Raw genomic sequence first — 23,180 nt, forward strand, 5'->3', positions numbered from 1 at the left:
TCGGTTTTGTTACAGAGCCTGCTCCAGAGCGGCGGGGACCCGCTCCACCTTGCGGATGTCGGCCCCCAGGCCCTGCAGCTTTTCCACAATGTTTTCGTAGCCGCGCTCGATGTGGCTGATCTCCTCGATCTCGCTGGTGCCGTCGGCCATCAGGGCCGCCACCACCATGGCCGCGCCGGCCCGCAGGTCGCTGGCGTGGAGGGGGGCGGGCATCAGCCGCTCCACCCCTTCGATCACCGCCACCTGGCCGTCCACCTGGATGTTGGCCCCCATCTTCCGCAGTTCATCCACATAGCGGAAGCGGTTGTCCCAGATGCCCTCGGTGATGGTGCTGGTGCCCTTGGCCACGCTGAGCAGCACGCCCATCAGGGGCTGCATGTCGGTGGGGAAGCCCGGATGGGGCATGGTGTTGATCTTGGTGGGCAGGATGGGCCCGGTGCGGGTGACCCGGACCGCGTCGTCAAACTCCTCCACCTCGGCCCCGCAGCGCCGCAGCTTGGCGGTGATGGGTTCCAGGTGCTTGGGGGTGACGTTGTGAATCATCACGTCGCCGCCGGTGGCCGCCGCGGCCACCATATAGCTGCCGGCCTCGATCTGGTCGGGGATGATGCTGTAGGTGCAGCCGTGCATCTGGCTGACGCCCCGCACTTTAATCACGTCGGTGCCGGCGCCGCGGACGTCCGCGCCGCACATGTTCAGGAAGTTGGCCAGGTCCACCACGTGGGGCTCCTTGGCGCAGTTTTCCAGGATGGTCTGGCCCTCGGCCATCACCGCCGACAGCATGGCGTTCATGGTGGCGCCCACGCTCACCTTATCAAAGAAGATGCGGGCACCCTGCAGCTTCTCCTTGGCCCGGACCGTGATCATGCCGTAATCCACACTGTCCTGGGCGCCCAGAGCGCTGAAGGCCTTCAGGTGCTGGTCGATGGGGCGGGGGCCCAGATTGCACCCGCCGGGCATGGCCACCTGGGCCTTGCCAAAGCGGGACAGCAGCGCCCCCAGGAAATAGTAGCTGGCCCGCATCTGCCGGGACAGGTCGTCCGGCACGTTGGTGCTGACCAGATGGGTGGTGTCGATCTCGTAGGTGTTGCGGTTGAGCATCCGCACCTGGGCGCCCAGGGCGCTGAGGATGTTCAGGCTGACGGATACGTCGCTGATGTTGGGCAGATTCTCGATCACACAGACGCCGGCCGCCAGGATGGTGGCGGGCAGGATGCCCACCGCCGCATTTTTGGCGCCCGAAATAGCGACTTCGCCCTGCAGGGGCTTGCCGCCGGTAATTACAAACTTCTCCAAAGTAATGATCTCCTTCATGGGTCCGCAGATTCAATAAACGTCCCACGCCGCACACAGTCCCTGGGGTGTATCTGAGAATTCAAACATGCTGGATTCTTCGCCCAAAAGATGCAGCTGCAAGGCGCAGGAGCGCCGCACTCCTTGGTGGAATGCAAGCGACTGCAACGCGGCAGATGTGCTTTTGGGCAGAATAAGACAGCGTGGAGGAGTTTTCAGATACGCCCTTAGCCTGGACCGGATTTTTGTACACAGCCAGGCGGATTTTCAGGGCAGCGCAAACACGCCGTTTCCCTTGCGGCTCATCCTATTATACACAACTCCAGGAAAAAAGCAAAGTTTCAGGCCAGAGGTTTGCTCTTATTTTCTGTTTTGCCCAGATTCTCCATATTCATTCGTATTTTTTCTCTCTTTTACACAGAATACACATATTTCCTCCGGGCGTCAAGAGGCAGTTACCACACCCGGTCCTGGACCTCGGCCTCCTTGATCCAGCCCAGCTGATAGGCAGCCACCAGCTGTTTGAGGTCATGTACCTTTTCCCGCAGGGTCTCGCCCTCGTCGATGTCCTCCACCAGCACCCGGTGGTTCTCCTGTTCCAGGATGTTTTCCCGGGAGACGATGTCGATGTTTTCGGTGATGGCCTTTTCGGCGCTGATGAAGGGCTGATGGGTCCGCAGGGACATATCCCGGCTGGAATAGGTCAGGGTATAGCCGGCGATGCCGGTTTTCTCGTGGTAGGCACGGCAGAACCCGCCGTCAATGACAATCAGCCGGCCGCCCCCCTTGATGGGGCTCTCGCCGTTTTTCTCCTTTACCGGCACATGGCCGTTGATGATGTGGCAGGACCCCGGCAGCCCGAATTCAGACAGAATCCGCCGGCAGGCGGCCTCGTCGTTGTACCAGGTATAATAGGGGTCCTTCACCTCGGCGTGGGTGGCGGGGTCGGCCACATAGATCCGCTCAAAGGTGGTCATGGCGCTGCGGCCGAACAGGGGCGACAGCTTGCCGCACCACAGATACCACAGGAAATCCTGGCCGCTCTGGCGGGCGGCGCTGCCCTCGGGGCTGTAGTAGCCCCGGCGGGCCCGCTCGTCGCAGTAGTCCATCAGGGCCCGGCCCGAATAGGTCCGGCCCTCGAACCGCTCGGAGGCAAAGGAACCCTTCTCGGTCATGGGCACCGCCCCGTGGTAGAGGAGGTTGCCGTTTTCGATGTGGTAGACGCTGCCCTTGGCGTACAGAAACCGGACGTGCTGCTGGAGCTTTTCGCTCTGGCGGAAAGAGGCCACCAGCCGGTCAATGACCATCTGCTCGTCCTCGTTGAGGGCGGCGGGGTTGGCGGGGTCCACGGTGGGGAAACTGGTGTCTCGCAGGGGGTAGTCCTTCCCGGCGATGTTCACCGTCCCCTTCTCCCAGTCGATCCGGCGCAGGTAGTCCCTGCCTTCCATCTGAAAATCGGGGTTGCGGTCGATGACGGCGCACTCCAGCTTGAATAGGATGATGGAGATGGCCTTGTGCATGACGGCGCAGCGGTGGAGCATTCCCTCGGTGTAGGGGCCCCGGGCGGCGTCGGTGTGGGGCATCCAGATGGACAGATCGTCCTGGCCGTAGTATTGGTCGGCCAGCCGCTGGAGATGCCGCAGGTTGATGCCGTAGATGTCCTCCAGCATCCCGTGGTTGTGGTAAGCCAGGGTGGTTTTCATGACGGTGGCGGCACAGATGGGGCTGCCGGCGGCGGCGCCCATCCACACCACGTCGTGGTTGCCCCACTGGATATCCACGCTGTGATGCCGCAGCAGCAGGTCCAGAATGATGTCGGGCCGGGGGCCCCGGTCAAACAGGTCCCCCACAATATGGAGCTTGTCCACCGCCAGCCGCTTGATCAGCTCGCACAGGCGGGTGATGAACCGGTCGGCCCGGCCGTTCTCGATGATGCTGCCCACGATCTGGCCGTAATACAAATCCTTGTCGTGGTCCTCGAAATGGGCGTGGAGCAGCTCGTCCAGCACATAGCCGCAGCCCGAGGGCAGGCAGGACCGGACATGGTTGCGGGTGTGTTTGGAGGACACCAGGCGGCAGATATCAATGAGGCGCAGCAGGGTCTCGCTGTACCAGTTTTCCAGGGCGGACTGGCTGGGCTGGCGGGCCTTGAGCTGGGGCAGCTTTTCCGCCGGGTAATAGATCAGGGTGGCCAGCTCGGCCCGGGTCTCGGCGGGAACCGATTCCCCCAGGACGGCGTCCACCTTCTCACGGATCACCCCCGAGGCCGAGTTCAGGATGTGGACAAAGGCCTCGTTTTCCCCGTGGAGGTCGCTCATGAAGTGTTCGGTGCCCTTGGGCAGCTTGAGCAGGGCCTGGGTGCTGATGATCTCGCTGGCGGCCGCCGCCTGGGACGGGTAGTCCCGGGCCAGCAGGTTCAGGTATTTCAGATTTTTGCGGATTTCGTCGGTTTCGGTCTGCATGGATCATCCCTCCTTGCGCGCCGGAGCGCGGCGCAATGCTTCTCAATCCGTTCTTTTCAAAGGATACAAGTTTTTTCAATACTCAGTATAACACGCCGGGCAGAAAAAATGGTATACTGTTTGCAGGTCAAATCCGTAAATCTTTTGGAAGGGACTTTATGCACTATGTCTACAACCTTCACCATCCCCAGCCGCTGTGACCTGTGCCCCCGGCGCTGCGGCGCAGACCGCGCCGCCGGCCGTGCCGGATACTGCGGCGCCGCCGGCACCCTGAAAGTGGCCCGGGCGGCCCTCCACTTCTGGGAGGAGCCCTGCATCAGCGGCACCCGGGGCAGCGGCACCGTGTTTTTCTCGGGCTGTGCTTTGCGGTGCTGCTACTGCCAGAACTACCCCATCAGCGCCCAGGCCTTCGGCAAGGAAATCACCGTGGAGCGGCTGGCCGGGATTTTCCTGGACCTCCAGGCCCAGGGGGCCCACAACATCAATCTGGTGACCCCCGGCCAGTGGCAGCCCTGGATTATCGCCGCCCTGGACCAGGCCCGGGCCGCCGGGCTGCACCTGCCCATCGTCTGCAACACCGGCGGCTACGAAACCGTCGAGAGTGTGGCCCGCTGGGCGGGGTACATCGATATCTGGCTGGCCGACCTGAAATACATCTCCCCTGCCCTGGCGGCCGACCTGTCCGCCGCCCCCGACTACCCCGCCGCCGCCAAAGCCGCCATCGAGGCCATGCTGGCCCAGGCGGGCCGCCCCGTCTTTGACGGCGAGGGCATCCTCCAGCGGGGGGTAATTCTGCGGCACCTGGCCATCCCCGGCCACACGGATGACAGTTTCCGGGTGCTGGACCAGATGGCCGCCTGGAACGACGCCGACCCCGGCTGTTTCCTGCCCAGCCTCATGAGCCAGTTCACTCCCTTCTATCAGGCCGCCGACCACGGCATCGGGCGGCGGATCACCACCTACGAATACCGCCGGGTGGTGAACTACGCCATGGACAAGGGCCTCACCACCGGATACATGCAGCAGAAGAGCAGCGCCCGGGAGGAATACACCCCCAGCTTCGACCTGACGGGGGTGTGATGGGGGGCGGATTTCGGCGGCGCGGCGCGGAAATCCCCGCATTTTGATCCAAATGCACAGCAGGTTTCCACAAATTTTGGCACATTGCCTCCAACGTTTTGGGAAAGCTGCTTGAAATTCTCTGCGAAAAGCAATATAATGGATACAACACTGAACGTGCGGCCTTTGGGGCCTGCACCCGCCCACCGGGAACTTGAAGGAGGAGCCCTATGGAACACTACAATCCTCTGTTGAGCAGAGATACCGACGCGCCGAAATTCATCACCTGCGGTGAGATCATGCTCCGTCTGACCCCGCCGAACTACGAAAAAATCCGCATGGCCTCCAGCTTTGAGGCCAGCTACGGCGGCAGCGAGGCCAACATCGCCCTGGCGCTGGCCAACCTGGGCGTGGACAGCACCTTTTTCAGCGTGGTGCCCAACAACAGCCTGGGCAAGAGCGCGGTGCGGATGCTGCGCTCCAACGACGTCCACTGCACCCCCATGATTCTGGCCACCCAGCAGGATGTCCCCACCCACCGTCTGGGCACCTACTACCTGGAGACCGGCTACGGCATCCGGGCGTCCAAGGTCACCTACGACCGCAAGCACAGCGCCATCACCGAGTACGATTTCTCCCGGGTGGACCTGGAGGCCCTGCTGGACGGCTACGACTGGCTGCACCTGAGCGGCATCACCCCGGCCCTGGCCCCCAACTGCCGGGCCCTGACCATGGACCTGCTGAAAACCGCCAAGAAAAAGGGCCTGACCGTCAGCTTTGACGGCAACTTCCGCAGCACCCTGTGGAGCTGGGAGGATGCCCGGGACTTCTGCACCGAGTGCCTGCCCTATGTGGACGTGCTGCTGGGCATCGAGCCCTATCACCTGTGGAAGGACGAGAACGACCATTCCAAGGGCGACTGGAAGGACGGCGTGCCCCTGCAGCCCAGCTATGAGCAGCAGGACGAGATCTTCCAGCGGTTCATTGAGCGGTATCCCAACATCAAGTGCATCGCCCGCCATGTGCGCTACGCCCACAGCGGCAGCGAGAACAGCCTGAAGGCCTTCATGTGGCTGGACGGCCATACCTTCGAGAGCAAGCTGTTCACCTTCAATATTCTGGACCGCGTGGGCGGCGGCGACGCCTTCGCCAGCGGCCTGATCTACGCCATGCTCCACAACTACAAGGCCATGGACATCATCAACTTCGCGGTGGCCAGCAGCGCCATCAAGCACACCATCCACGGCGACGCCAACATCACCGACGACGTGGGCACCATCCGCAACCTGATGAACATGAACTACGACATCAAGCGTTAACTTCCCCCCAAAACCACCGCACCCCCGGACGCCCACAGCGCCCGGGGGTGTTTTTTGTTGGGAACGGCCCGTCGGGCCGGGTTTTACACCTGGATGGTCTGGCCGGTGGAAAGATAGGCCAGATGGTCCATGTACTCCTTCATAAAGGCGTACTGCTTGCGGCCGGTGCAGTGGCAGGTGTAGAAGTCGGTGCCGTAGGCCGACAGCTGCCGGGCGTAGCCCGCCAGGGCGTCGTCCAGGGGCATGGTGTTGAAGTGGAAGCCGCCCACCAGCACATCCGGCCGGAACCAGTCCACAATATTCAGAATCCCCTTGTGGGAGCACCCGCTGATCAGCACCCGACGCCCGGCGTCCTCGATCAGGAGATAGTGCTCGTGGCGGAAGTCCTCGGGCCGGAACGCTCCGTCCTCCTCCACCGTCAGGCCGAAGCTGCCCAGGTCCTCCCGCTTGGGCAGGCCGTTGCAGGTGGCCAGGGTCAGGCCGGGGGCAATCTCTTCCCGGTCCCCCACAAAGCGGAGCCGGGGACTGGACGCCAGGGCCGTGTCCAGGCCGATGTACCGCTCCTCCCCGTGGTAGTGGGGCTCAAAGGCGTGCTGGTTCAGGTAGACCGGGGCGGTCTGGTTCAGCTCCAGAAACCGGGCCAGGCCGCCGCCGTGGTCGTAGTGTCCGTGGGACAGCACCGCCAGGTCCACCCCCGCCAGGTCGATGCCCAGGGCCTCGGCGTTGCGGGCAAAGAGATCGGTCTGCCCCATGTCAAACAAAATCCTGTGGCCCAGGGCCTCGATGTAGAGGGAGAGGCCGTGTTCCTTGTCCAGGCGCTCGTCGGAGGTGGTGTTTTCCACCAGCGCTGTGATGTTGATCATTGTTTCACCGCCTTTTCGGATTGTGCCGGGGCCCTCCGGCCGCCGGCTTTGGCTTTATTATAGCGCATTTCGCCCCAAAAGGGAACGCGCCCCCGTCCCGGGGCAAGAAAATCCCGTCCCGGGGGTTGACATTTTTCCACAGTTGTCTATACTGGACGGTGGACATGAAAACAGGGGCGCCGAAAGGCTGAGATCCGCGCAAGCGGAGTACCCTCCAACCTGATCCGGGTAATGCCGGCGTAGGTAAGTTTGCGGAACGTCCGGTTTTGTAAACACCCCATGCGCCTGCTGCAAAGCGGGCGCTTTTGTTTTTGTGTACTACTTTTTTGAGGAGCGATTTCTGATGACCAAAACCTATTCCAAGACCCGCATCCTGGTGGAATGCGCCCTGATGATTGCGGTGGGCACCGTTCTGTCCAACATCCGCATCTTCACCATGCCCAACGGCGGCAGCGTCACCCTGCTGAGCATGCTGCCCTTTGTGCTGGTGTCCTTCCGCCACGGCGTCAAGTGGGGCCTGTTCACCGGCTTTGTGAACAGCCTGCTGCAGATGCTGCTGGGCTTCTGGGCTCCCCCGGTGCCCACCTTCCTGTACTTCCTGGGCGAGGTGCTGCTGGACTATGTGCTGGCGTTCATGGCCCTGGGCCTGGCCGAGCTGTTCGCCCGTCCCTTCTCCAACCGGGCGGCGGGCATCGCCGTGGGCACCTTCATGGCCGGCTTCCTGCGGTTCATGTGCAGCTTCCTGTCCGGCGTGCTGATCTGGGGCAACCTGAACGAGGGCCTGTCCGCCTGGGTCTACAGCCTGACCTACAACGCCAGCTACATGCTGCCCGAAACCATCATCACCCTGGTGGCCGCCCTGCTGATCTACAAGGCCGCACCCCAGCTGTTCCTGGAGCAGGAAAAGGCTGCCGCCTGATTCAGCCAAGGTCTTTTGTATCTGCGTTGTTTTTCCGCCGCTTCCCGGATGCCGTCCGGGAGGCGGCATTTTTTTGCAAAAAATTGCAGAAAAACAGTTGACATTCCCCCTCTCCTCTGCTATAATAACTGACGTCGCCGGTGCACAGCACTTAAGACAGTCAAGAATATGGGGGTATAGCTCAGCTGGGAGAGCGCTTGAATGGCATTCAAGAGGTCAGCGGTTCGATCCCGCTTATCTCCACCAAGACACCTGCTTCAATCGAAGCGGGTGTTTTTTGTTTGTATTGCCTGCGGCAGTCTGGTTCCGGGCGGCGGTTCGGCCATGCCCTGGCCCGGCTGACCGCCAGTCCCTGGGGCGCCCTCTGCCGGGACGAAACCGCAGCCTTTGCCGCTTTTTGAAGGATGCCCGCAACAAAAGTCCCCGCCGTTCCCGGCGGGGGCTTTGCTGTTTCTATGTGGGTTCAGGCTCAGTTTTTGGTACCGTTGTTGTCCTTGCCTTTTTTGCCGAAGCGATACTCCTTGCCCTCGCGGATGCGCTGGAGGTTGGAGCGGTGCATGTAGATGACCATGCCGGCCATAATGGCGCCGCCCACCGTCATCACCACCACATCGTGGAGGCCGTAGCCGCTCAGCAGGCCATAGGCCAGGGTCAGGAAGGGATAGGAGGCTGCTGCTGTAATGCTGCCCAGGGAGACCATGCCGGTGGGGATCAGGCAGACCAGAAAGACCACCATCAGGAAGGGAATCAGCACCGGCTGGACCGCCAGAATGGTGCCGGCCGCCACCAGGACGCCCTTGCCGCCCTTGAAGCCGAAGTAAATGGGCTTCAGGTGGCCGATGACTGCCAGAATGGCGGCCAGGTAGATCCCCAGGAACTGGGAGAACAGCTGGCCCGACATATAGCCGAACAGCCACCGGGCAATGCACACCGCAGCCACGCCCTTCAGCACGTCGCCGGCGGCGGTCATGGCGGCGGCCTTCTTGCCGAAGGTGCGCAGCATATTGGTCATGCCGGCGGCGCCGCTGCCGTGGCGGCGGACGTCGTCGTGGTAGACAAACTTGGACACCAGGATGCCGGTGTCAATGCTGCCCAGCAGGTATGCCTCCAGGGCAACCGCCAGGACGATCAGAAAATCCATCAGCATAGGGATTCCTCCTTTGAATCAAGCAGCGGCAGGCCCTGTGTTCACACAGGCTGTATCTGCAGGACCCGCCTTCCTTCGCCGGTACCAAAAGCCCCGGCTGGCTGGCCGCATCCATGCAGGCCGGGGCCATTTCTTCCAGGGTTGATTACACGTCTTTCGCCCCGACCTGCCCGCTGCCGCGCTCGCGGACCACCAGGCGGATGGGGGTGTGTTCCAGGCTGAAGCTCTCGCGGATCTGGTTGATGAGGTACCGCTGATAGCTGAAGTGGAACAGGGGCTTGGAGTTGACAAAGGCCACAAACGTGGGCGGACGGGTGGAGGCCTGGGTCAGATAGAAGATTTTCAGGCGGCGGCCCTTGTCCGTGGGGGGCTGCACCCGGGCGGTGGCCCGGGCCAGCATCTCGTTCAGGACGCCGGTGGGCACGCGGGCGCCGTTCTGGGTGTCCACGTCCCGGATCAGCCGCATCAGCCGGTCGATGTTATAGCCGGTCTGGGCCGAAATAAAGATGATGGGCGCATAGCTCATGAAGCTGAAGCACTCGGCATACCCCCGGCGCTGCAGTTCCATGGTGTTGGTCTCTTTGCCCTCCACGGCGTCCCACTTGTTGACCACGATGATGCAGGCCTTGCCCTGTTCGTGGGCATAGCCCGCAATCTTGCTGTCCTGCTCGGTGAAGCCCACGGTGGCGTCCACCAGGATCAGGGCCACGCGGCTGCGTTCCACCGCCGCCAGGGCCCGCACCACCATATACCGCTCCAGGCCTTCCTCGATGTTGGAGCGGCGGCGCAGGCCGGCGGTGTCGGTAAAGATGAACTTGCCATAGGCGTTGTCCACCGGGGTGTCGATGGCGTCCCGGGTGGTGCCGGCCTCGTCGGCCACGATCATCCGGTTTTCGCCCAGGATGCGGTTGGTCAGGCTGGACTTGCCCACGTTGGGCCGGCCGATGATGGCCACCGGAATCCGGTCCTCCTCCACCACCGTCTCGGAAAAGTCCAGATGGGCGCAGACGGCGTCCAGCAGGTCGCCGGTGCCATGGCCGTGGACCGCCGACACCGGCATCACCTCATCGAATCCCAGGTTGTAGAACTCGTACATTTCGGCCGGCGGCTCGCCGACGCTGTCGCACTTGTTCACCGCCAGGATGATGGGCTTATGGCTGCGGCGCAGCATGTGGGCCACCTCCTCGTCGGAGGAGGTCAGGCCCGAGCGGACGTCCACCACCATGATGATGCAGTCGGCGGTGTCGATGGCGATCTGGGCCTGCTGGCGCATGTGGGCCAGAATGCCCTCGGTGGCCTTGGGCTCGATGCCGCCGGTATCCACCAGCAGCAGGTCATGGCCCTGCCACTCGCAGGGCGCAAAAATGCGGTCCCGGGTGATGCCGGGGGTATCCTCCACAATGGCGAGGCGCTGGCCGCACAGTTTATTGAACAGGGTGGATTTGCCCACGTTGGGCCGGCCCACCACTGCGACAATGGGTTTACTCATTGGCTCATTTCCTCCTTCTTCGGCTTTCTGCGGCGGGAAATATGCAGCCCGCTGCGCAGCAGGGCGCGGGCCTCCTTGCCGCCGTCGGCCGGCAGGATCTCCACTTTGACCCCCAGGCGCCGGGCCAGTTCCTCCACCGTGATGCTGTCCAGGAACATATCCCGCTCACTGCGCAGCATCACTTCGGGCACGCCCAGCACACCGCTGGTCAGCTTGCCCGCGCACTGGTCGATGATGTCGGTGGCGGTGACCAGGCCCGCCACTCCCACGTTGCCGCCGAAAAAGCGGTTCTGGATGGGGTGGACGGTCACCGAAATCATGGGGTACTGCCGGTGCAGTTCCTCCATCATGGCGGTGATGAGGGGGGCGGCCATGGTGCCGGTGACCACGTCCATCTTTTTCTCCTCATAGACCACGTGGGCCCTCTCCAGCTCGGCCCGGAAGCTGTCCTCATACAGCCGCCACATCCCCACCCCGTTTTCCAGCTGGGCAAAGTCCTCATAGAACTCCGCCGGCGGGATGGGACGCCCGGCGTTGAGATACCACTCGTCGCTGGGGTAGATGATCCGGACGCCGTGGCGGGCCTTGGCCTCGTCGCCGAAGGCCTCCATGATGTCGATGACCTCGGCGCTGGACGCCGCATCGTAGGGGGTCTGCTGGTACAGCCCCTCCCGGTAGTCGGTGACCCCGCAGGGCACCGCCGCCACGCTCTGGACCATGGGGGCCAGGGCCAGCAGGTCGGTGAGGGTGCGGCGCAGCTCGTCCCCGTCGTTGACCCCGCGGCACAGCACCAGCTGGCAGTTCACCGCGATGCCCGCCTCCACCAGGCGGTAGAGGTATTTCAGGGTTTCGCCGCCGCGGCGGTTGGCCAGCATTTTGGAGCGGAGCTCGGGATTGGTGGTGTGGACTGAAATATTGATCGGCGAAATGTGCATCTTGATGATCCGGTCGATCTCGCGGTCGTGCATGTTGGTCATCGTGATGTAGTTGCCGAACAGGAAGGACAGACGCTCGTCGTCGTCCTTGAAATACAGGCTTTTGCGCATACCGGGGGGCAGCTGGTCGATGAAGCAGAAGATGCAGCGGTTGGCGCAGGAGTGCTTTTTGTCCCCCAGATAGGTGGCAAAATTGCACCCGAAATCCTCGCCGGGCTGACGGGCCACGTCCCACTCCCGCAGGACGCCGTCCACCCGGGCGGTCAGATGAAAGCCGGGGCTGTCGGTATAAAACTGGTAGTCCAGCGCGTCGTTGATGGCGTTGCCGTCCACCGACAACAGCTCATCCCCGGGGCCCAGGCCCAGCGCCTGGGCGTCGCTGCCCGCAGCGACGGTATCAATCTTCATGGCCATAGGCGCCGCCTCCTTTCGCAATGCGTCTCAAAACGCGAAGAAGGGGAAGGCGCGGCACGCCCTCCCCTTCTGTCATACATCCATGATGCCACCAAGTAAAATGCAAATCAGCCCTTCTTGATGACTTCCTCGCCCTTGTAGTAGCCGCAGTTGCCGCAGGCCTGGTGGGGGAGCTTGAAAGAGCCGCAGTTGCTGCACTTCACCAGCGTGGGGGCCTCCAGCTTCCAGACGTTGCTGCGACGCTTATCGCGGCGGGCCTTGGAAAGATGTCTCTTGGGTACTGCCATAGTTTGCACCTCCTTGGATGGAATATCAATTCAGCAGTGATTTCAGTACGCTCAGCCTCGCATCCGGCTGTGCGCTTTGTTCCGGCGCAGCCGGGCAGGAGCAGGGACGTTTGCGCCCGCATTGGGGACACAGCCCCGGGCAGTCGGCACTGCACAACAGGACCGTGGGAACCTGGAACAAAAACTCCTGGTAGAGCCAGTCGTCCAGATCGATGCAGCCCGCCTCGTTGACGGGCAGCTCAAAATCCGGGTCGTCCAGGTCGCGTTCCCGCGCCGTCCAGCCCGCATCCACCTGTACCTCAAGCTGGACAGGGTCGAGACAGCGTGCGCATTCGCCATGCACCGATGCGCTTGCCCGCAAAGTCATCCGCACTTCGTCCCCGTCGGCCTCCGCTGCAAAGCGGGCGGCCACAGGCGCCTCGATGCGGGACCCGGCAAAATCACGCCCCGTCAGGTCGCAGTCAAAAGTCTGCTCCTGTCTGGCGCGGCCGGATGCGATGAACCTTCTTAGGTCAAATTGCATAGTACACCTCTAAAAAGCTGCCTTGTAAGTATAGCGCCAAAGGGGGCCTGTGTCAAGCCCCAAATTGCGCACAAATGGGAAAAATTTCATTCTTTTGTGCCGGGACCGGGCAAGGCCGGCGCGCCCTGAGCACACCGGCCTGTCCGAAATTTTTCAGAATGAAACCGTCCGAGACCTTTTACAGGTACTTCTTGACGTTGTGGGGCAGCATGGACTCGTCGGCGCTGACGGTGACGGTCACGCGGACGGTGTCGCCGGCGATGGCGGCCATCTCGTCCAGAACCACGCCCAGACGGTTGATGTCGTGATCGAGGACCTTCAGGATGCCGTCGATGTAGACATCGGTGATATCATAGTTGCTGGCCATCAGGCCTGCGACGAAGCCATACAGCATCTCGCCGCCCTGGATCTTGTACTCTTCGAGGTCGATGAGGCGGGCTGCCGATGCGATATCGTAGGTGAGCTTCATGCCCTTCTCCACCACGACGACGTTGCCCTTGCTGGTACGGACCGACTCGTTAATCATGTCGATCATAGCCTTGGTCTTTCCCGAACCCTTGGTGCCAACAATCAGTCTAATCATAGTCATTGCCTCCTGTATTTTCCACGCCTTGCGGCGCAGGATTCCTGTGCGATTACTGGAGCTTGGCCTCCAGCTCTGCGGTCAGACTCTCGTAGCCGGGCTTGCCCAGCAGTGCGAACATATTCTTCTTGTAGCTCTCGACGCCCGGCTGGTTGAAGGGGTTGACGCCCAGCAGGTAGCCGCTGCATGCGCAGGCACGCCAGAAGAAGTAGATCAGGTAACCAACGTTGTAGGCCGACAGGTCGTCCACATCGATGAGCAGCTGGGGCACGCCGCCGTCGGTGTGCGCCAGGATGGTGCCCTCCATGGCCTTGCGGTTGACCACGCTCATGTTCTGGTTGGCCAGGAAGTTCAGACCGTCGAAGTTGCCCTCCAGCTCCTCAATGTAGAGGTCCTGGGCGGGGGTCTTGACGTTGACGATGGTCTCGAACATATTCCGGGTGCCTTCCTGGATGAACTGGCCCATGGAATGCAGGTCGGTGGAGAAGATGCAGCTGGCGGGGAACAGGCCCTTGTTGTCCTTGCCCTCGCTCTCGCCGAACAGCTGCTTGTACCACTCGTTCATCAGGGCGAAGTTGGGCTCGTAGCACTCCAGGATCTCGATCTGTTTGCCCTTGCGGTTGAGGATGTTGCGGGCTGCGGCGTAGCGGTAAGCGTCGTTGTCGGGGCTGAGGACCGAGAACCGCTCCATGGCGTCGGCAGCGCCCTTCATCAGCTCGGCGATGTCGATGCCGGCGGCGGCGATGGGCAGCAGGCCCACAGCCGACAGCACCGAGTAGCGGCCGCCCACGTCATCGGGAACGACGAAGGTGGGCCAGCCCTGGCTGTCCGCCAGCTGCTTGAGGGTGCCCTTGGCCCGGTCGGTGGTGGCGTAGATCCGCTTGTTGGCTTCCTCCACGCCCACCTGGTCCTCCAGCAGCTTGCGCAGCACGCGGAAGGCGAGGCTGGTCTCGGTGGTGGTGCCCGACTTGGAGATGACGTTGATGGAGAAGCGCTTGCCCTTGCACAGAGCAATGATGTCGTTCAGGGCGGTGGGGCTGATGCTGTTGCCGCAGAAGTAGACCTTCAGGCCCGGCTCCAGCTCGTTGTGGTAGACGCCCTTGACGGCCTCGACCACGGCGCGTGCGCCCAGATAGCTGCCGCCGATGCCGGCCACCACCAGCACATCCGAGTCGCTGCGGATCTTCTCGGCCGCAGCCTGGATGCGGCTGAACTCTTCCTTATCATAGTCGCGGGGCAGATACATCCAGCCCAGGAAATCGCTGCCGGGGCCGTTCTTGGCCTCCAGGCTCTGATGGGCCGCCGCCACCTGGGGATAGATCGCTGCAAACTCATCTTCGTTGATGAACGGAGAAAGGTGCTTGGTGTTAAACGAAACGCTCATGATTCTAGGCCTCCAAACTGTTCCTTCCTTGTATGGTTCCGCGCTGCGGGCAGCGGGGACACAGGCCCCTGCCGCCGGCGGCGACGAGATTCTTTCTCTAAGTGTACCGTCCCGCCCCGATAAAGTCAAGGCCAAAATCCCCGGGATTCATACAATTTTAACAAGGGCCCTCTGGGGTCTGTTGTAAATTCTGTTAATTTTCGCGTCAAACTGCAAAATCGTGAAACCGTTCGGGAAAATATGGGCTTTTGGTCCTGTTTTAAGCGCCGCCGGCCCCGGCCCCCGGGGCCAAAACAGCGCCCGTCCCGGCCCGGTCCGGGGTCGGGAGGGCGCTGAGGCTCCAGCGTCAGAACAGGCTTTCCAGCATCAGGCGGACGGCGGCGTCAAAGTCCATCTCGGCGGCGCCGGCGGCGGCACGGATGGGCCAGGAGCCCACCGTCTCCCCGTTGCTGGTGACGGTGACGGTGCCCACCTCATCCCCCAGGCTCACCGGGGCGGCGCAGCTGTCGGGCAGGCTGATCTCGGCCGCCAGGGACGCGCCGCCGCCGCTGGGCACCAGCAGCCGGTCGGGCAGGGCGGAATAATCCAGGGGGATCTCGGTGTCGGCGCTGCCGGTCACCGTCAGATACAGGGGCCGGCCGGACAGGTCGGGCAGGACGGCGGCCTCATAGTTGGCGAAGCCGTAGTCCAGCAGCTTGGTGGCCGCCTCGAACCGCTCGGCGCTGGAGCTGGACCCCAGCACCACCGCAATCAGATTCAGGCCGTTGCGGGTGGCCGACGCCGAAATGCACACCCCCGCCCCGCCGGTGGTGCCGGTCTTGAGGCCGGTGATGCCGTCGTAGCGGCGCAGCAGCTTGTTGGTGTTCACCAGCATGGTCTGGCCGTTCCGCAGCGAGTCGGTCCAGATGCCGCTGTAGTGGAGCACCTCGGGGTACTGGGTCAGGATGGTGCGGCTCATGATGGCCACGTTCCGGGCGGTGGACAGATGGCCCTCGGTGTCCAGGCCGCAGGCATTTTTAAAGGTGGTGTCGGTCATCCCCAGCTCGGCGGCCTTGGCGTTCATCATGGCCACAAAGGCCTCCTCGCTGCCCCCCACCAGCTCGGCCACCGCCACCGCCGCGTCGTTGGCGCTGGACACGCAGATGGCCCGCAGCATCTCGTCCAGGGTGAACTGCTCCCCCGGCTCCAGCCAGACCTGGCTGCCCCCCATGCTGGCGGCATGGTTGCTCACCGGCACCAGGGTGTCCATGGTGAATTTGCCGGCCCGCACCGCATCAAAGGTCAGCAGCAGGGTCATCACCTTGGTGATGGAGGCAATGGGCACCCGCTGGTCGGCGTTTTTCTCATACAGCACCGTGCCGGTGTCCTGGTCGATCAGGATGGCCGTCCGGCAGGGCAGCGAAAGGGACGCCGCCTGCGCCTCCACCGCCGTTTCCACCGCGGCGGGCTCCTCCCCGGCGGCCTGCGCCGCCGGCGCAAAGACCATCATCACCAGCCACAGACAAAGCGCCGCCGCACAACTGAGAGCCAAACTCCTACGAACCATTCTCTTGCCTCCATCCCTCTAGGCCGCGCCTGCGGCGGTATCCGGACGGCCCGGGCAGACGCCGCTTCCCGCAACCACTCCAGTGTGATTTTATGCAGCCGCCGGCCCGGGCAGTCCGGCAGGATTACATCTTGCGTTTTTCGCTTTGATTCGATATACTCAAAAACACACCATCGCCCCGCCTTTCCCCGCTGTTTCCCTGCGGTTCAGCCCGGGCCGCGGGGCGCCCAGACAGGAAAGGAACTTCCATGCGCGTTTGTTTTTATACCCTTGGCTGCAAGGTCAATCTGAACGAGACCGAGGCCCTGGAACAGCTGTTCGAGCGCAGCGGCTTCACCGTGGTGCCGGACGGCGAGCCCGCCGACGTCTATATTGTAAACAGCTGCACCGTCACCAACTTCGGCGACCAGAAAAGCCGCAAATGGCTGCGTCAGGCCAAGCGGAAAAATCCCGGCGCCGTCACCGTCCTGACCGGCTGCTATCCCCAGGCCTTCCCCGAGGCCGCCGCCCAGCTGATGGAGGCCGACCTGGTCTGCGGCAACACCGACCGCCGCGCCATCCTGGACAATGTCCAGAAACTGCTGGACGGCCACGAGCGGATTGTGGCCATCCAGCCCCATGTCCGGGGCGAGTCCTTCGAGGAGATGCCGGTGGACCGGTTCGAGACCCACACCCGCGCCTTCATCAAGGTGGAGGACGGCTGCAACCGACAGTGCGCCTACTGCATCATCCCCAAGGCCCGGGGCCCGGTCCGCAGCCGGTCCGAATCCAGCATCCTGGCCGAGCTGGGCCAGCTGGCCGCCGCCGGCTACCGGGAAGTGGTCCTCAGCGCCATCTCCCTGCCCAGCTACGGCACCGACACCGGCACCAATCTCTATGAGCTGATCGAGCACTGCGCCCAGGTGGAGGGCATCGACCGGATTCGTCTGGGCAGCCTGGACCCCGACATGCTCACCGAAGAGGGCATCCGCCGGCTGGCGGCGGTGGACAAGCTCTGCCCCCAGTTCCATCTGAGCCTTCAGAGCGGCTGCGACAGCACCCTGCGCCGGATGCGCCGCCCCTACACCACCGCCCAGTATCTGGACATTGTCCGCCGCATCCGCCAGGCCTACGCCGGCCGGCGGGTCAGCTTCACCACCGACTGCATCTGCGGCTTCCCCGGGGAGACCGAGGCCGACTTTGAGGCCAGCTGCGCGTTCCTGGAGGAAGTGGGCTTCCTGCGGGTCCATGTATTCCCCTACTCCCGCCGGGAGGGGACCCCGGCCTTCAGCTTCCCCGACCAGATCCACGAGCGGGAAAAACAGCGCCGCAGCCGGGCCATGCACCTGCGGGCCGAGGAGGTGAGCCTCCGGGTCCTGGCCGACCTGGAGGGCACCGAGGACGAAGTCCTGCTGGAAACCCCCGTCTCGGCCACCGTGTTCACCGGTTACACCCGGCTGTATGTGCCGGCGTCGGTGTCGGCCCCGGGCTGCGCCTCGGGCGACATCGTGCGGGTGCGGCTGGGCCGCTTTGACGGCGCCCGGGTGTCCGCCGCCTTCCTGGAAAAGAAAACCTGAGCGCCCCGCCGGGGCGCCTGTACCCCCTGATTTTTGTCCGGACTGCCGCCCGAATGCGGCGGCCCGGACTTTTTTGCAGGGTGTTTGTTATTTTCTTGACGCTTTTTTCGCTTCTGCCCTTTTCAAGGCGGACAAAATGTGTTAGAATAAAATCGTATGAAACGGCGCAGACAGACCGGTCTTCTGTACCTCTGCGCCGGCAAACCCATGGCACAGATTTCACTGCGTGAGCCAGGTTTTTTCTGCAAAGCAAAGGAGAGTTTGGAATGAGCTTCAGAGGCATCAATACCACCGTCATCCAGATCCGGCGGGCGGTATTCACCGAAGTCGCCCGGATGGCCTATGCCAACGTCAAGGGCGAACAGGCCAACCACATGATGCGCAAGATCCCCTACACCATCATCCCCGGCGAAGAGGGCAAACTGCGCAAAGATATCTTCCTCGAGCGCGCCATCGTCGAGGAGCGCGTCCGTCTGGCCATCGGCCTGCCCACCCGCCGCATGGACGAGCACAACAGCGTCGTCTCGGGGCTGGAGGACGCCAACATTGCGGACAAGTACTATGATCCCCCGCTGATCAATGTCATCAAGTTCGCCTGCAACCGCTGCCCCGAAAAGATGGTCAAGGTCTCGGACCTGTGCCAGGGCTGCCTGGCCCATCCCTGTATGGAAGTGTGCCCCAAGGGCGCCATCGTCTGGGAGTCGGGCCGCTCCACCATCGATCAGGACAAGTGCATCAAGTGCGGCCGCTGCGTGGACGTCTGCCCCTACCACGCCATCGTCAAGACCGAGCGTCCCTGCTCGTCGGCCTGCGGCATGGGCGCCATCCATTCGGATGCCCTGGGCCGTGCCGAGATCGACTATTCCCGCTGCGTCTCCTGCGGCCAGTGCCTGGTCAACTGCCCCTTCGGCGCCATCGCCGACAAGGGCCAGATTTATCAGCTGATCCAGAGCTTCAACCGCGGCGACCGCGTCTACGCCCTGGTGGCCCCCGCCTTCGTCAACCAGTTCCCCGCCCTGAACACCACCCCCAAGCTGCGCGCCGCTCTGGCCCAGGTTGGCTTCTGTGAGACGGTGGAAGTGGCCATCGGCGCCGACCTGTGCACCGTGGACGAGGCCCACGACTTCCTGGAGGAGGTCCCCGGCAAGCTGAACTTCATGGCCACTTCCTGCTGCCCGGCCTGGAGCATGATGGCCAAGACCCTGTTCCCCGATATGGCCAAGAACATCTCCATGACCATGACCCCCATGGTCTTCACCGCCCGCATGATCAAGGCCGCCGATCCCGAGGCCCGCATCTGCTTCATCGGACCCTGCGCCGCCAAGAAGCTGGAGGCTTCCCGCCGCCATGTCCGCAGCGACGTGGACTTTGTGCTGACCTTTGAGGAGCTGGCCGGCGTCATGGAGGCCCGCGACATCGACTTCACCTCTCTGCCCGAGGGCGAGGAGGAGCTGCACTACGGCTCGGCCGCAGGCCGCGGCTTTGCCCAGTCGGGCGGCGTGGCCAAGGCTGTCGCCGACAAGATCCACGAGTGGTACCCCGACAAGGAAGTCAAGATTGCTTCCGCCCAGAGCCTGGCCGACTGCAAGAAGATGCTGATGATGGCCAAGGCCGGCAAGTACAACGGCTACCTGCTGGAAGGCATGGGCTGCCCCGGCGGCTGCATCGGCGGCGCCGGCACCATTGCCGATCCCACCCGCACTGCGGTCCAGCTGAACAAGTATGTGGCTTCCGCACCCTTCACCGATCCTGAGCAGAGCGCCTTCATCTCCAACATCCACCTGCTGAAGGACGACCCCAACTTTGAATAATCCTTGAAATTTCCCCATCACGGATGAAATGAGACGCCCTCCCCGGCATCGCGGCCAGGGAGGGCGTTTTTGTTTTGCCTGCGCGGTTTTGGCCCGGCAGGCCCCGGGCCCCGCGCCGCGGAATTTGACGCGCTCTTGACAATTCCTTGAAAGGGTGCTATCTTGATAGTGGGGCAGTTTGCACAGTCCGACAGGCTGCTGCGCCGCCCCTCAGGAAAGGATGTTAGAACATGACCTGTACTCTTTGTTATAAACGGCTGTGGGCAGCCCTGCTGGCCCTGGCAATGATTCTGGCGGGCGGCCTGACGGCCGGGGCCACAGGCCCCACCGGCGGCGTCACCGCCACATTGCCGGTGGCGGTGTCCTTCTGGGAGCAGGACACCGAGAACCCCTCGGTGGTGAACGACGGCGTGGACGCCAACCGTGAAGCCACCCTGGTCCGCCAGTCCAACGGCACCTACACCCTCCAGCTGCCCATCCAGACCGTCTCAACGGTGGTCTTCAACGGCCATCTGTCGGGTCTGACCATCGGGGACATCTCCTACGACGGCGAGATGTCGGGCAGTCTGGACGACGGCACCGCCGTCCTCACCATCAAGAACCTGCCCTCCTCGGTGCTGACCGGCAGCAACATCAGCCGGTCCCTGCTGGTGACCTGCGTCATCGAGCTGGACATGGATCTGCTGGGTGAGACGACCAAAACGGCCCGGATGTGCGTCACCGTTCTCTGAGCGCTGGACGCTGGCATCAAAAAGGCTGCGGGGCTCATGCCTGCCGCAGTCTTTTTTTGCCCGGATGCCCCGGGCCGGTGATCAGAAACGTTCCATCAGGTCGTTGGCCATCTGGTCCAGGCGGCCCACCGCCTGCTCGGCACCCTTGGCCATTTTGCGCGCCGTGCGGCGGACGCCCCGCGGGTTCTGCTGAACGGCGGCCATGACGCCCATGGCGCCCACGGCAGCCCCTGCGGCCATGCCCAGCAGCAGGCCGGCGGTGGATTGTACCCGATTGTCTTTCATACTCAGTGCCCTCCCGTTGTACAAGTTTGGATCATCTGTGCCGTTTTCGGACGGCCTGTCATAGTATGCCCGGGAGGGTTCAGGATATGTATTTATAAAAAGGAGGCCTGTTCCTTGGCAACTGAACCCAAAAAAGTCCTCTGCATTCACGATTTGTCCGGCGCCGGCCGGTGCAGCCTGTCGGTAATCCTGCCGGTGCTGGCGGTGATGGGCCTGCAGCCCATCGCCCTGCCCACCATGCTGCTGTCCACCCATACCGGCGGCCTGGGCCAGCCCGCCCGGTTGGACTGCGAAGCCTATGGCCGGGCCGCCCTGGAGCATTACCGTGCCCTGGGCCTTGTGCCCGACTGCATTTATGTGGGATACCTGGGCACCGAGGCCCTGGTGGACCTGGCCGCCGAGGCCTTCCGGCTGTGGCCGGAGGCGGTCAAGGTGGTGGACCCGGTGATGGCCGACGGCGGCAAGCCCTACAGCGGCTTCACCCCCGCCGTTATTGAAAAGGTCCGCAGCCTGTGCGCCGCCGCCGACCTGATCCTGCCCAACCTGACCGAGGCCCGGCTGCTGCTGGGCCAGGACCCCGCCCTGCCCGCCGAGCCCATCACCCAGGAACAGGCTCTGGACCTGGCCGCCCAGCTCACCCGGATCGCCGGGCGTGTGGTGGTGACCGGCCTGCCCATGGGCAAGTTCGTGGGCTGCGCCGGCGCCGGCGACGAGCCCTTTGTGGTGCGGCATTTGCACATCGACCGCAGTTTCCCCGGCACCGGGGACCTGTTCGGCGCCATCGTCATCGGCTCGCTGCTGCGTGGCAACGTCCTGAGCGCCGCCGCCGACGCGGCCGCCGGCTTTGTGGCCCAGGCCATCCAGCACACCCCCCGGGACGCTGATACCCGGTTCGGCGTGTGGTTCGAACCGCTGCTGCCCCGTCTGGCCCCCATGGGCGAGCTGTAAACTGGAGGAAGACATGGAACATAAACCCACCTTAAACATCGTCCTAGTGGAGCCCCGCATCCCCCAAAACACCGGCAATGTAGCCCGTACCTGCGCCTGCACCGCCTGCCGGCTGCACCTGGTGGGGCCCATGGGGTTCACCATCGACGACAAAAAATTAAAGCACGCGGGTCTTGACTATTGGCCCATGCTTGATATAACATATTATCAGGGCCTCGACGATTTTTTTGCCCGCAATCAAGGCCCCTTCTATTATTTTTCGACCAAGGCACCCCACCGCTATACCGACGTGGCATACCCGGACGGGGCGTATCTGGTTTTCGGCAGAGAAGACGCAGGCCTGCCCGAGGCCCTGCTGGCCGCCAATCAGGACTGGTGCATCCGCCTGCCCATGCGGGAGGGATGCCGCAGCCTGAACCTGTCCAACAGCGTGGCGGTGGGCGTCTACGAGGTTCTGCGCCAATGGGATTTTCCCGAGCTGCTTGACCACGGCCATCTGCGTGACTACGAATGGAAATGAGGATTACTATGAACAAAATCGCGATCCTGACCGACTCCTCTTGCGACATCCCCCAGTCGATGGCCGACAAGTACGGCATCGACATCATGAGCTTCCACATCCTGCTGGACGGCACCGACTATCTGGAGCGTGTGAGCTGCAACAACGAGGAATTCTATGACCTGATGCGTCAGGCCAAGGGCGTGCCCTCCACCGCAGCCATTACCCCCATCCAGTTCTGCCAGAAGTACTGCGAGTATGTGGACGCCGGCTACACCGACGTGATTCACGTCACCATCAACCGCGGCGGTTCCTCTACCTATGACAACGCCGTCATGGCCCGCGGGATGCTGCGGGAAGAGCGCCCCGAGCACAAGATGCGGATTCACCTGCTGGACAGCCACACCTATTCCATGGTGTTCGGCTGGTACGTCTGCGAGATGGCCCGCAAGCTGCGCAACGGCGCCGAGCTGCGCCACGTCCTGAGCGAGTTCGAGACCCAGATGGACAAAATGGAGATCATTCTGGGACCCTACAGCCTGCGCCAGATGAAGAAGAGCGGCCGCATTTCGGCTGCCGCCGCCTTTGCGGGCGAGCTGCTGGGCCTGCGCCCCATCATCAGCCTGATCGACGGCAAGACGGTGGTGGAGAGCAAGGTCCGCGGCGACGACAAGGTCATCCCCGCCATGGTGGACCTGTGCAAGAAAAAGATCGCCGGTGTGGACGATTTCGAATACATGATCGGCCACACCAACATCAAGCAGACGGAGGATCTGCGCCGCGCCTGCAAGAAGGCCTTTGGTCAGGAGCCTGTGGTGGTCTTTGAGCTGGGCGGCGTGGTCTCGGCCAACACCGGCCCCGACACCCTCGCCATTGCCTACGTGGGCAAGGCCCGCTGAACCCCGGTCTGAATCGGATTTCATCTGCCCCCGGTTTGCCGCCGGGGGCATTTTTCTCTTGTTTCCGGCGTTTTTCTGTGGTATAGTATTGGATAGTGCGCTCTGCGCACTCCTTGAAATCCAAATAGCGACCCAAAGAGCAACTTAGGATTTTAGGCTCCCCGGCGCATGCCGGGCCAAACCTCCGGGGGCTGGCGGCCCCGGAAGGTCAAAATCTTTCCGCTGGAG

General features: G+C 63.0%; 21 protein-coding genes, 1 tRNA gene and 2 riboswitches. Of the genes, 10 read left to right on the top strand and 12 right to left on the bottom strand.

The genetic code is table 11. The annotated features are described in order from the left end of the window. Window positions 1-9 precede the first annotated feature (9 nt). Window positions 10-1,296: a UDP-N-acetylglucosamine 1-carboxyvinyltransferase gene (locus B5F27_RS03310; RefSeq protein ID WP_143405427.1), complete on the bottom strand. Its 1,287-nt coding sequence runs from the start codon at window positions 1,294-1,296 to the stop codon at window positions 10-12. 452 nt (window positions 1,297-1,748) lie between these two features. Further along, window positions 1,749-3,755 carry a fructose-1,6-bisphosphatase gene (locus B5F27_RS03315; protein ID WP_087248517.1) on the bottom strand — a complete coding sequence of 669 codons (2,007 nt, stop codon included), beginning with the start codon at window positions 3,753-3,755 and terminating at the stop codon, window positions 1,749-1,751. A gap of 165 nt (window positions 3,756-3,920) precedes the next feature. Between B5F27_RS03315 and B5F27_RS03320 the strand changes: the two genes are divergently transcribed. Together B5F27_RS03320 and B5F27_RS03325 are read left to right on the top strand one after the other, a co-directional pair. After that, window positions 3,921-4,835, top strand: coding sequence for a radical SAM protein (locus tag B5F27_RS03320; protein ID WP_087364664.1), 915 nt, complete (start codon window positions 3,921-3,923; stop codon window positions 4,833-4,835). A 209-nt stretch (window positions 4,836-5,044) separates the two neighbouring features. After that, entirely contained in the window at window positions 5,045-6,133 is a 1,089-nt protein-coding gene (locus tag B5F27_RS03325; protein WP_087248521.1) for a sugar kinase, read from the top strand. Window positions 6,134-6,216: 83 nt separating this feature from the next. On the opposite strand, the gene B5F27_RS03330 is transcribed toward B5F27_RS03325, so the two are convergent. Continuing rightward, complete coding sequence (locus B5F27_RS03330) at window positions 6,217-6,996, bottom strand: MBL fold metallo-hydrolase (RefSeq protein ID WP_087364666.1); 780 nt, start codon at window positions 6,994-6,996, stop codon at window positions 6,217-6,219. 162 nt (window positions 6,997-7,158) lie between these two features. Beyond that, a riboswitch (TPP riboswitch) is annotated at window positions 7,159-7,260 on the top strand. 79 nt (window positions 7,261-7,339) lie between these two features. Between B5F27_RS03330 and thiT the strand changes: the two genes are divergently transcribed. Then, window positions 7,340-7,915 (top strand): energy-coupled thiamine transporter ThiT, encoded by a 576-nt coding sequence (gene thiT, locus B5F27_RS03335; RefSeq protein WP_087364668.1) that lies wholly within the window; start codon window positions 7,340-7,342, stop codon window positions 7,913-7,915. A gap of 170 nt (window positions 7,916-8,085) precedes the next feature. After that, a tRNA-Ala gene (locus tag B5F27_RS03340) sits at window positions 8,086-8,161 on the top strand. Window positions 8,162-8,384: 223 nt separating this feature from the next. On the opposite strand, the gene plsY is transcribed toward B5F27_RS03340, so the two are convergent. From plsY to B5F27_RS03380, 8 genes are all read right to left on the bottom strand, one after another. Next, window positions 8,385-9,062, bottom strand: coding sequence for a glycerol-3-phosphate 1-O-acyltransferase PlsY (gene plsY / locus B5F27_RS03345; RefSeq protein ID WP_087248528.1), 678 nt, complete (start codon window positions 9,060-9,062; stop codon window positions 8,385-8,387). 145 nt (window positions 9,063-9,207) lie between these two features. After that, window positions 9,208-10,551: a ribosome biogenesis GTPase Der gene (gene der, locus B5F27_RS03350; protein ID WP_087248530.1), complete on the bottom strand. Its 1,344-nt coding sequence runs from the start codon at window positions 10,549-10,551 to the stop codon at window positions 9,208-9,210. Further along, on the bottom strand, window positions 10,548-11,900 hold the full coding sequence (locus tag B5F27_RS03355) for a DUF512 domain-containing protein (RefSeq protein ID WP_087248532.1): 1,353 nt from the start codon (window positions 11,898-11,900) through the stop codon (window positions 10,548-10,550). The genes der and B5F27_RS03355 overlap by 4 nt, the downstream gene beginning before the upstream one ends. A gap of 107 nt (window positions 11,901-12,007) precedes the next feature. Next, complete coding sequence (gene rpmF, locus B5F27_RS03360) at window positions 12,008-12,187, bottom strand: 50S ribosomal protein L32 (RefSeq protein ID WP_087248534.1); 180 nt, start codon at window positions 12,185-12,187, stop codon at window positions 12,008-12,010. Window positions 12,188-12,212: 25 nt separating this feature from the next. Then, window positions 12,213-12,710 carry a YceD family protein gene (locus B5F27_RS03365; protein ID WP_087364670.1) on the bottom strand — a complete coding sequence of 166 codons (498 nt, stop codon included), beginning with the start codon at window positions 12,708-12,710 and terminating at the stop codon, window positions 12,213-12,215. Between the two features lie 178 nt (window positions 12,711-12,888). Beyond that, window positions 12,889-13,293 carry an ATP-binding protein gene (locus tag B5F27_RS03370; protein ID WP_087248538.1) on the bottom strand — a complete coding sequence of 135 codons (405 nt, stop codon included), beginning with the start codon at window positions 13,291-13,293 and terminating at the stop codon, window positions 12,889-12,891. Between the two features lie 52 nt (window positions 13,294-13,345). Further along, complete coding sequence (locus B5F27_RS03375) at window positions 13,346-14,677, bottom strand: glucose-6-phosphate isomerase (protein ID WP_087364672.1); 1,332 nt, start codon at window positions 14,675-14,677, stop codon at window positions 13,346-13,348. 346 nt (window positions 14,678-15,023) lie between these two features. Continuing rightward, complete coding sequence (locus tag B5F27_RS03380) at window positions 15,024-16,223, bottom strand: D-alanyl-D-alanine carboxypeptidase family protein (RefSeq protein ID WP_087364674.1); 1,200 nt, start codon at window positions 16,221-16,223, stop codon at window positions 15,024-15,026. A 248-nt stretch (window positions 16,224-16,471) separates the two neighbouring features. Between B5F27_RS03380 and mtaB the strand changes: the two genes are divergently transcribed. The 3 genes from mtaB to B5F27_RS03395 all read left to right on the top strand — a co-directional run bounded on the left by mtaB (window position 16,472) and on the right by B5F27_RS03395 (window position 20,321). After that, entirely contained in the window at window positions 16,472-17,779 is a 1,308-nt protein-coding gene (gene mtaB / locus B5F27_RS03385; RefSeq protein ID WP_087364676.1) for a tRNA (N(6)-L-threonylcarbamoyladenosine(37)-C(2))-methylthiotransferase MtaB, read from the top strand. A gap of 266 nt (window positions 17,780-18,045) precedes the next feature. Further along, entirely contained in the window at window positions 18,046-19,590 is a 1,545-nt protein-coding gene (locus tag B5F27_RS03390; RefSeq protein ID WP_087364678.1) for a 4Fe-4S dicluster domain-containing protein, read from the top strand. Window positions 19,591-19,820: 230 nt separating this feature from the next. Continuing rightward, the gene (locus B5F27_RS03395) at window positions 19,821-20,321 is read left to right on the top strand and encodes a hypothetical protein (RefSeq protein ID WP_087364680.1); all 501 of its coding nucleotides are present in this window, start codon (window positions 19,821-19,823) and stop codon (window positions 20,319-20,321) included. Between the two features lie 81 nt (window positions 20,322-20,402). Here B5F27_RS03395 and B5F27_RS03400 read toward each other — a convergent pair whose 3' ends face one another. Further along, window positions 20,403-20,606, bottom strand: a complete 204-nt coding sequence (locus tag B5F27_RS03400; protein WP_087247245.1) for a hypothetical protein — start codon at window positions 20,604-20,606, stop codon at window positions 20,403-20,405. Between the two features lie 114 nt (window positions 20,607-20,720). On the opposite strand from B5F27_RS03400, the gene B5F27_RS03405 reads away from it, so the two are divergent. From B5F27_RS03405 to B5F27_RS03415, 3 genes are read left to right on the top strand one after another with little or no spacing between them, the layout of a single operon-like run. Beyond that, a complete protein-coding gene (locus B5F27_RS03405; RefSeq protein WP_242956969.1) occupies window positions 20,721-21,554 on the top strand; it encodes a bifunctional hydroxymethylpyrimidine kinase/phosphomethylpyrimidine kinase in 834 nt (277 codons plus the stop codon). A gap of 13 nt (window positions 21,555-21,567) precedes the next feature. Further along, window positions 21,568-22,074 (top strand): tRNA (cytidine(34)-2'-O)-methyltransferase, encoded by a 507-nt coding sequence (locus B5F27_RS03410; protein ID WP_087364682.1) that lies wholly within the window; start codon window positions 21,568-21,570, stop codon window positions 22,072-22,074. Between the two features lie 8 nt (window positions 22,075-22,082). After that, window positions 22,083-22,952 (top strand): DegV family protein, encoded by an 870-nt coding sequence (locus tag B5F27_RS03415; protein ID WP_242962055.1) that lies wholly within the window; start codon window positions 22,083-22,085, stop codon window positions 22,950-22,952. A 137-nt stretch (window positions 22,953-23,089) separates the two neighbouring features. Then, window positions 23,090-23,180: riboswitch (PreQ1-III riboswitch) on the top strand.

The sequence above is a fragment of the Faecalibacterium sp. An192 genome (assembly GCF_002160175.1).
GTDB lineage: Bacteria > Bacillota > Clostridia > Oscillospirales > Ruminococcaceae > Faecalibacterium.

What these genes read in the sequence shown, in the direction of transcription:
- B5F27_RS03315 (WP_087248517.1), bottom strand. Translation starts at nt 3,755, where the DNA reads ATGCAGACCGAAACCGACGAAATCCGCAAAAATCTGAAATACCTGAAC.
- B5F27_RS03320 (WP_087364664.1), top strand. Translation starts at nt 3,921, where the DNA reads ATGTCTACAACCTTCACCATCCCCAGCCGCTGTGACCTGTGCCCCCGG.
- B5F27_RS03325 (WP_087248521.1), top strand. Translation starts at nt 5,045, where the DNA reads ATGGAACACTACAATCCTCTGTTGAGCAGAGATACCGACGCGCCGAAA.
- B5F27_RS03330 (WP_087364666.1), bottom strand. Translation starts at nt 6,996, where the DNA reads ATGATCAACATCACAGCGCTGGTGGAAAACACCACCTCCGACGAGCGC.
- thiT (WP_087364668.1), top strand. Translation starts at nt 7,340, where the DNA reads ATGACCAAAACCTATTCCAAGACCCGCATCCTGGTGGAATGCGCCCTG.
- plsY (WP_087248528.1), bottom strand. Translation starts at nt 9,062, where the DNA reads ATGCTGATGGATTTTCTGATCGTCCTGGCGGTTGCCCTGGAGGCATAC.
- der (WP_087248530.1), bottom strand. Translation starts at nt 10,551, where the DNA reads ATGAGTAAACCCATTGTCGCAGTGGTGGGCCGGCCCAACGTGGGCAAA.
- B5F27_RS03355 (WP_087248532.1), bottom strand. Translation starts at nt 11,900, where the DNA reads ATGGCCATGAAGATTGATACCGTCGCTGCGGGCAGCGACGCCCAGGCG.
- rpmF (WP_087248534.1), bottom strand. Translation starts at nt 12,187, where the DNA reads ATGGCAGTACCCAAGAGACATCTTTCCAAGGCCCGCCGCGATAAGCGT.
- B5F27_RS03365 (WP_087364670.1), bottom strand. Translation starts at nt 12,710, where the DNA reads ATGCAATTTGACCTAAGAAGGTTCATCGCATCCGGCCGCGCCAGACAG.
- B5F27_RS03370 (WP_087248538.1), bottom strand. Translation starts at nt 13,293, where the DNA reads ATGATTAGACTGATTGTTGGCACCAAGGGTTCGGGAAAGACCAAGGCT.
- B5F27_RS03375 (WP_087364672.1), bottom strand. Translation starts at nt 14,677, where the DNA reads ATGAGCGTTTCGTTTAACACCAAGCACCTTTCTCCGTTCATCAACGAA.
- B5F27_RS03380 (WP_087364674.1), bottom strand. Translation starts at nt 16,223, where the DNA reads ATGGTTCGTAGGAGTTTGGCTCTCAGTTGTGCGGCGGCGCTTTGTCTG.
- mtaB (WP_087364676.1), top strand. Translation starts at nt 16,472, where the DNA reads ATGCGCGTTTGTTTTTATACCCTTGGCTGCAAGGTCAATCTGAACGAG.
- B5F27_RS03390 (WP_087364678.1), top strand. Translation starts at nt 18,046, where the DNA reads ATGAGCTTCAGAGGCATCAATACCACCGTCATCCAGATCCGGCGGGCG.
- B5F27_RS03395 (WP_087364680.1), top strand. Translation starts at nt 19,821, where the DNA reads ATGACCTGTACTCTTTGTTATAAACGGCTGTGGGCAGCCCTGCTGGCC.
- B5F27_RS03400 (WP_087247245.1), bottom strand. Translation starts at nt 20,606, where the DNA reads ATGAAAGACAATCGGGTACAATCCACCGCCGGCCTGCTGCTGGGCATG.
- B5F27_RS03410 (WP_087364682.1), top strand. Translation starts at nt 21,568, where the DNA reads ATGGAACATAAACCCACCTTAAACATCGTCCTAGTGGAGCCCCGCATC.
- B5F27_RS03415 (WP_242962055.1), top strand. Translation starts at nt 22,083, where the DNA reads ATGAACAAAATCGCGATCCTGACCGACTCCTCTTGCGACATCCCCCAG.